This is a genomic window from Streptomyces sp. NPDC048734 (genome assembly GCF_043198675.1).
In the GTDB taxonomy this organism is placed as follows: Bacteria; Actinomycetota; Actinomycetes; order Streptomycetales; family Streptomycetaceae; genus Streptomyces.
In genome coordinates, this window is record NZ_JBICUZ010000007.1 from 115,645 (window position 1) to 121,653 (window position 6,009).

General features: G+C 74.9%; 5 protein-coding genes and 2 pseudogenes. 2 read left to right on the forward strand and 5 right to left on the reverse strand.

Annotated elements, in window-relative coordinates; translation table 11 throughout:
• Window positions 1-121: 121 nt before the first annotated feature.
• The 3 genes from bioD to bioB are packed head-to-tail and all read right to left on the reverse strand — an operon-like array spanning window position 122 to window position 3,391.
• Window positions 122-877, reverse strand: coding sequence for a dethiobiotin synthase (gene bioD, locus ACGFQC_RS19995; protein WP_363089909.1), 756 nt, complete (start codon window positions 875-877; stop codon window positions 122-124).
• Between the two features lie 2 nt (window positions 878-879).
• Window positions 880-2,160, reverse strand: a complete 1,281-nt coding sequence (locus ACGFQC_RS20000; protein WP_363089826.1) for an adenosylmethionine--8-amino-7-oxononanoate transaminase — start codon at window positions 2,158-2,160, stop codon at window positions 880-882.
• A complete protein-coding gene (bioB, locus tag ACGFQC_RS20005) occupies window positions 2,153-3,391 on the reverse strand; it encodes a biotin synthase BioB (protein ID WP_363089825.1) in 1,239 nt (412 codons plus the stop codon). Before bioB ends, ACGFQC_RS20000 begins: the two co-directional genes overlap by 8 nt.
• A gap of 151 nt (window positions 3,392-3,542) precedes the next feature.
• On the opposite strand from bioB, the gene ACGFQC_RS20010 reads away from it, so the two are divergent.
• The gene (locus tag ACGFQC_RS20010; protein WP_363089824.1) at window positions 3,543-4,670 is read left to right on the forward strand and encodes an 8-amino-7-oxononanoate synthase; all 1,128 of its coding nucleotides are present in this window, start codon (window positions 3,543-3,545) and stop codon (window positions 4,668-4,670) included.
• 54 nt (window positions 4,671-4,724) lie between these two features.
• Here ACGFQC_RS20010 and ACGFQC_RS20015 read toward each other — a convergent pair.
• Together ACGFQC_RS20015 and ACGFQC_RS20020 are read right to left on the reverse strand one after the other, a co-directional pair.
• A pseudogene (locus ACGFQC_RS20015) lies at window positions 4,725-4,832 on the reverse strand (DUF397 domain-containing protein); the annotation flags it as partial.
• 2 nt (window positions 4,833-4,834) lie between these two features.
• Window positions 4,835-4,930: pseudogene (locus tag ACGFQC_RS20020) on the reverse strand (transcriptional regulator); the annotation flags it as partial.
• A gap of 212 nt (window positions 4,931-5,142) precedes the next feature.
• Here ACGFQC_RS20020 and ACGFQC_RS20025 point away from each other — a divergent pair.
• On the forward strand, window positions 5,143-5,619 hold the full coding sequence (locus tag ACGFQC_RS20025; protein WP_363089823.1) for an ATP-binding protein: 477 nt from the start codon (window positions 5,143-5,145) through the stop codon (window positions 5,617-5,619).
• Window positions 5,620-6,009 lie beyond the last annotated feature (390 nt).

Here is a 6,009-nt window from a genome sequence, read left to right on the forward strand (position 1 = left end):
GGCCTACCTGGATTCTCCCCCGTACGGGCCCGTCGCACCCCCGCTCCCGCGTCGAGCTGCTCGGCCTCCCCGGCCAGGGAGCCGAGGGGGCCGAGAGGGCCGAGGAAGAGGAGGAAGAGGACTACTGGTCACCTCGCGAGACCGGGGACCGGCTCCAGGGCTCCGGCCGTGTCCGGCTGCGGAAGGCCTCCGCCTCCCACGTCCCGTCCAGGCGGGACGCCAGCCAGCCGGGGGCCGCCGCGCGGAAGCCGGCCGGGGCGAGCGACCCCGAACCGGCGGGCAGCGCGCCGAGCAGCGGGGCGCCGGCGACGTCCGGCAGGTCGGTGACGTTGCACCGCATCGCCAGGTCGGGGGAATCGGGCCAGGAGCCGATCACCACGCCGAGCAGCTCAAGCCCTCGCAACCGAAGTTCACGGGCCGTCAGGTCGGTCGTGTTCAGCGTGCCCAGTCCCGCCGACGCCACCACCAGCACCGGCGCCCGCAGCAGTTCCGCGGCGTCGGCCAGCGTGCCGCCCGCCTCGTCGAACCGCACCAGGAGCCCGCCGGCCCCCTCGACGAGGACCAGGTCGTGCCCGGTGGCCAGCTTGGCCGCCGCGTCGGCGACCTCACGCGGCCGCACGGGCGCCATCCCGGCCCGAAGGGCCGCCGTCGCCGGTGCCAGCGGCTCCGGATAGCGGGCCAGTTCGGCGGTCGTGACGTCACCCGCCAGCCGCGCGACCTCGTCCGCGTCACCGCGCTCGTCCGGCCTTACGCCGGTCTGGGCGGCCTTCAGCACGGCCACCGAGCGGCCCGCCGCGAGCGCCGCTGCGGCGACGGCGGCGGTCGTGACCGTCTTGCCGACCTCCGTGCCCGTCCCCGTGATCACCAGGATCGGCATGGTCATCCCTCCCGCGCCGCCGCGCACACGGCCCGCGCGATCCGTGCCACGTCCTCGTCACCGGTGACGTACGGCGGCATCGTGTAGACGAGGTCGCGGAAGGGCCGCAGCCAGACGCCCTCGCGCACGGCGGCCCGCGTGGCGGCCTTCATGTCCACCTCGTGGTCGAGCTGGACGACACCGATGGCACCGAGCACCCGTACGTCCTTCACGCCCGGCAGGTTGGCGGCCGCGGCCAGTCCGTCCCGCAGCCCCGTCTCGAGCCGCCGGACCTGCGCGAGCCAGTCCTGCCCGAGGAGCAGCTCGATCGAGGCGCAGGCGACCGCCGCGGCCAGCGGGTTGCCCATGAACGTCGGGCCGTGGGCCAGTACCGGCACCTCGCCCCGCGAGATGCCGTCGGCGACCCGGTCCGTGCACAGCGTCGCGGCCATCGTCAGATAACCGCCGGTCATCGCCTTGCCGACGCACATCACGTCCGGGGTCACCCCGGCATGACCGGCGGCGAACAGCGCGCCCGTGCGGCCGAATCCGGTGGCGATCTCGTCGAACACCAGCAGTACGCCGTGCTCGTCGCACGCCTCGCGCAGCACCGTCAGGTACGCGGGGGAGTGGAACCGCATCCCGCCCGCACCCTGCACCACCGGCTCCACGATCACCGCGGCCAGCTCGTCGGCGTGCCGCCCGATCGCCGCACGCAGCTCACGCGCGTACGCCTCGTCGTACTCGGTGGGCGGCGGGCCGACGAAGACCTGCCGGGGCAGGACCCCGGTCCACAGGTCGTGCATCCCGCCCTCGGGGTCGCACACGGACATCGGCTGCCAGGTGTCCCCGTGGTAGCCGCCGCGCCAGGTCAGCAGCCGCTGCTTGCGGGGGCGGCCCAGCGAGCGCCAGTACTGGAGGCACATCTTCACCGCGACCTCGACCGACACCGACCCCGAGTCGGCGAGGAACACGTGCTCCAGCCCCTCGGGCGACATGTCGACGAGCAGCTTCGCCAGCCGTACGGCGGGCTCGTGGGTGAGCCCGCCGAACATGACGTGGCTCATCCGCCCGAGCTGGGCCCGCGCCGCCTCGTCGAGCACCGGGTGGCGGTAGCCGTGGATCGCCGACCACCAGGAGGACATGCCGTCGACCAGCTCGCCGGAGCCGTCCGCGAGCCGCAGCCGGACCCCGCTCGCCGACTCCACGACGAGCGGGTCCACCCGGCCCGGCATCGGACCGTACGGATGCCACACGTGCCGCCGGTCGAGGTCCAGCAGCCCGGACACGTCCCGCTCAGGCATTGGGCGCGAGGTCCGTCCCGGCGCCCCGGCGGCGGACGGCGACCAGGTCCGTACGGGCCTCGTTCGCCTGCGGGGCGGGAGCCGACGTCTGCGGGGCGGGAGCCGCACCGCGGACACCGCCGCCCTCGTGCGACCCGCAGGCACCCTCCTGCCCGTGCCCGCCGCAGCCGCCGGCGGCCTCGGGGGATCCGCACCCGCCGCCCCCGTGCGACCCGCACCCGCCGCCGGCCCGGTGTTCCGGCAGCGTCACCTCGCCCGCGCCCTCCACCTCGAACCCGGCGTCCGCGATCATGTCGAGGTCCGCCTTGCCGGCCTGGCCCTCGGTGGTGAGGTAGTCGCCGAGGAAGATCGAGTTGGCCAGGTGCAGGGCGAGCGGCTGCATCGTGCGCAGATGGACCTCACGGCCGCCCGCGATGCGCACCTCGACGTCCGGGCAGACGAACCGCACCATGGCCAGGATGCGCAGGCAGCGCTGGGGGGTGAGGTTCCACTCCTTGGCCAGCGGGGTGCCCTCGACCGGGATCAGGAAGTTCACCGGGACGGAGTCGGGGTCCAGTTCGCGCAGCGAGTAGACGACGTCGACCAGGTCCTCGTCCGACTCGCCCATGCCGGCGATCAGCCCCGAGCACGCAGACAGGCCGGCCGCGTGCGCCTTGTGCACCGTGTCCACCCGGTCGGCGTACGTGTGCGTGGTCGTGATGTCCGCGTACGTCTCCTCGGACGTGTTCAGGTTGTGGTTGTAGGCGTCCGCGCCCGCCTCGCGCAGCCGCTCCGCCTGACCGTCGGAGAGCAGACCCAGGCAGGCGCACACCTCGACGCCCTCGTTCTGGTCCTTGATCGCCTTGATGGTCTCGGAGACCCGGTCGACGTCCCGGTCGGTCGGGCCGCGCCCGGACGCCACCAGGCAGACCCGCTTGGCACCCCCGGCCAGCCCCGCGGCGGCGGCCCGCGAGGCCTCGTCGGGCTTGAGCCAGGTGTACTTGAGGATCCCGGCGGTGGAGCCGAGCCGCTGGGAACAGTAGGAGCAGTCCTCCGGGCACAGGCCCGACTTCAGGTTGACGAGGTAGTTGAGTTTCACCCGACGCCCGAACCAGTGACGGCGCACCTTCCCGGCCGCGGTCACCACGTCGAGCAGGTCGTCGTCGGACGTGGCCAGCACGGCCAGCGCCTCTTCGCGGGTCGGCAGCTCGCGCCGAATCCCCTTGTCCACCAGCGTGTTCAGCAGGTCCATGAGAGCCGATCCTGTCTTACCGACCCGTGCGCGGGCCAGGGAGAGTTCGTACAACGAAGGGCATTCGACGTGTGGGTATTGCCACACCATGGGATACGCGACGTACGGCTAGTGTCTGTCCACTGCCTACAAATTCCCCGGAGGACGAGCCATGGCGTTCGGCTGGATCGACGAGCGGGCGCGGGAGCGCCGCACCGCCGGACTCGTACGGACCCTGCGCCCCCGTCCGGCCGCCTCGCCCCTCCTGGACCTCGCGAGCAACGACTACCTGGGACTCGCCCGCCACCCCGAGATCACCGAGGGCGCGGCGCGGGCCGCACGGACCTGGGGCGGCGGCGCGACCGGCTCCCGGCTCGTCACCGGCACCACCGAACTGCATGCCGAACTGGAGCGGGAACTCGCCGACTTCTGCGGCTCCGAGGCGGCCCTGGTCTTCTCCTCCGGCTACGCCGCCAATCTCGCCGCGGTCACCGCGCTGGCCCCGCACGGCTCGCTGATCGTCTCCGACGCGGGCAACCACGCCTCGCTCATCGACGGCTGCCGGCTGGCCCGCGGCACGACGCAGGTCGTCGCGCACGCCGACCCCGACGCCGTGCGCAAGGCGCTGGGCACGCGCGGCGGCCCGGCCCTGGCGGTCTCCGACACGGTCTTCTCCGTCGACGGCGACGCGGCCCCGCTGGCCGCCCTCGCCGACGCCTGCCGGGAGCACGGCGCCGGGCTGGTCGTCGACGACGCCCACGGCCTCGGCGTCCTCGGCGCGGGCGGCCGTGGCGCGCCGCACGCGGCGGGACTGGCGGGGGCACAGGACGTCGTGGTCACGGTCACGCTGTCCAAGTCGCTGGGCAGCCAGGGCGGCGCCGTGCTCGGACCCGCGCGCGTGATCGACCATCTGGTCAACGCCGCCCGGACGTTCATCTTCGACACCGGCCTCGCCCCGGCGGCGGCGGGCGCGGCCCTGGCGGCCCTGACGCTGCTGCGCCGTGAGCCGGAACGCGCGGCACGCGCGCGTGCGGTGGCGGGTGAGCTGCACGCGCGCCTGACGGCCGCGGGTCTGCAGGCGGTGCGTCCGGACGCCGCGGTCGTCTCCGTGCGGGCTCCGTCCCCGGAGGCGGCCGTGCGCTGGGCGGCGGACTGCCGGGCGGCAGGCCTGGCCGTGGGCTGCTTCCGTCCCCCCTCCGTGCCCGACGGCGTCTCGCGCCTGAGGTTGACCGCCCGCGCGGACCTCGGCGAGGCGCAGATCGAACGCGCCGTACGGGTCATCGACGAGACACGGCCGTGAGCCGGCGTGACACGGCCGCGCGCCGGGAGACTGCGGCCGGCCCACGAACCGGGGTCAGCGGAACGCGGCGGTGAAGTCCGTCCAGCTCCCGGGCGAGAAGATCAGGACCGGCCCGGCCGGGTCCTTGGAGTCGCGTACGGCGAGCAGACCGGCCCACGGTCCGGGCGGGCCGCCTCACCACTGGTGAGGCCCGCACGGGAACGCGGCACCCGCAGTTCGGCGCCCAGCTTCCGGCGGCGCACCGCGGGACCGTGCTGCACGGGACCTCGCTACTCCCTCCGGACCGTCCGCATACGCTCCGCCGTAGCAGAGTTCACCGCATCGAGCGACAGGTATATGCACATCTTGGTGGATCGCCACCCGTGACCGGCGTGTTGGTGGCACTCTGGCGACGAAGCACCAGTCCGGGACCGTACTCGAACCATCCGCACCGTGTCGGACTCCGGTCCCGTGGGAAAGGGACGACGTCGCCATGGCAGACCACCTGGAAGCATCCGTCACTCTGCCGAGCGATCCCGCCTCGGTGTCCACTGCCCGCACCCACGTGCTCGACACCCTCGCGCAGTGGGGTCTCCCGGCCACCGCGGAGCTGGCCGACACCGTCCGCCTGATCGTCTCCGAGCTGGCCACCAACGCCGTACAGCACACCTTCGGGCAGTCTCCCACCTTCACCGTGGACCTCGTCCTCGACCGCGACGAGCGGCTGTACGTCGGCGTCACCGACAGCCACCCGCGCTTCCCCCAACGGCTGCCGGCCGCAGTCCAGCAGGACAACGGCCGAGGCATGGTGATCATCAGATGGCTGACCGCGGAGCGCGGCGGCAGGCTCCGGGTCCGCCCCACCCGCGAGGGCGGCAAGACCGTCTTCATCGAGCTGCCCTGGACGGTCCCCGACGAGCCCGCGGGCAAGGCGACGCCGGCGACGGCGGCGGGGCCGCAGGAGCCCTGACGGGCCCCGGGGGCCGCCTCGGGCTCCGCGGCACCCCTCCCGGGGACCCCCAAGGGCCCCTCTGGGTCCCATGGAGCCTCTCGGGGCTCTCGGGGCCGCCCCGGTCCCGTGACGCCCCTCCGGGGTCGTCCCGACTCGCGCGGCGCCCTCGGGGGTCGGCCCGGGCCCGCACGGTGCCCCTACGGGCAGCCCGGACCCCGCCGCGCCCCTCTGAGGGCCGGGAGTGGATCCCGGGGCGGGGGGGGGGGGGGGGGGGGCCCCCCCCCCCCCCCCCCGGGGCCCCGGCCCCCCCCCCCCCGCCCGCGGGGGGCGGGGGGCCCCCCCGGGGCGCCCCCCCCCCCCCCCCCCCGGGGGGGCGGCCCCCCCCCGCGGCCGAGCGGGCCGGGCCGG

Coding starts and splice junctions, on each gene's coding strand:
- bioD (WP_363089909.1), bottom strand. CDS start 877: ATGCCGATCCTGGTGATCACGGGGACGGGCACGGAGGTCGGCAAGACG.
- ACGFQC_RS20000 (WP_363089826.1), bottom strand. CDS start 2,160: ATGCCTGAGCGGGACGTGTCCGGGCTGCTGGACCTCGACCGGCGGCAC.
- bioB (WP_363089825.1), bottom strand. CDS start 3,391: ATGGACCTGCTGAACACGCTGGTGGACAAGGGGATTCGGCGCGAGCTG.
- ACGFQC_RS20010 (WP_363089824.1), top strand. CDS start 3,543: ATGGCGTTCGGCTGGATCGACGAGCGGGCGCGGGAGCGCCGCACCGCC.
- ACGFQC_RS20025 (WP_363089823.1), top strand. CDS start 5,143: ATGGCAGACCACCTGGAAGCATCCGTCACTCTGCCGAGCGATCCCGCC.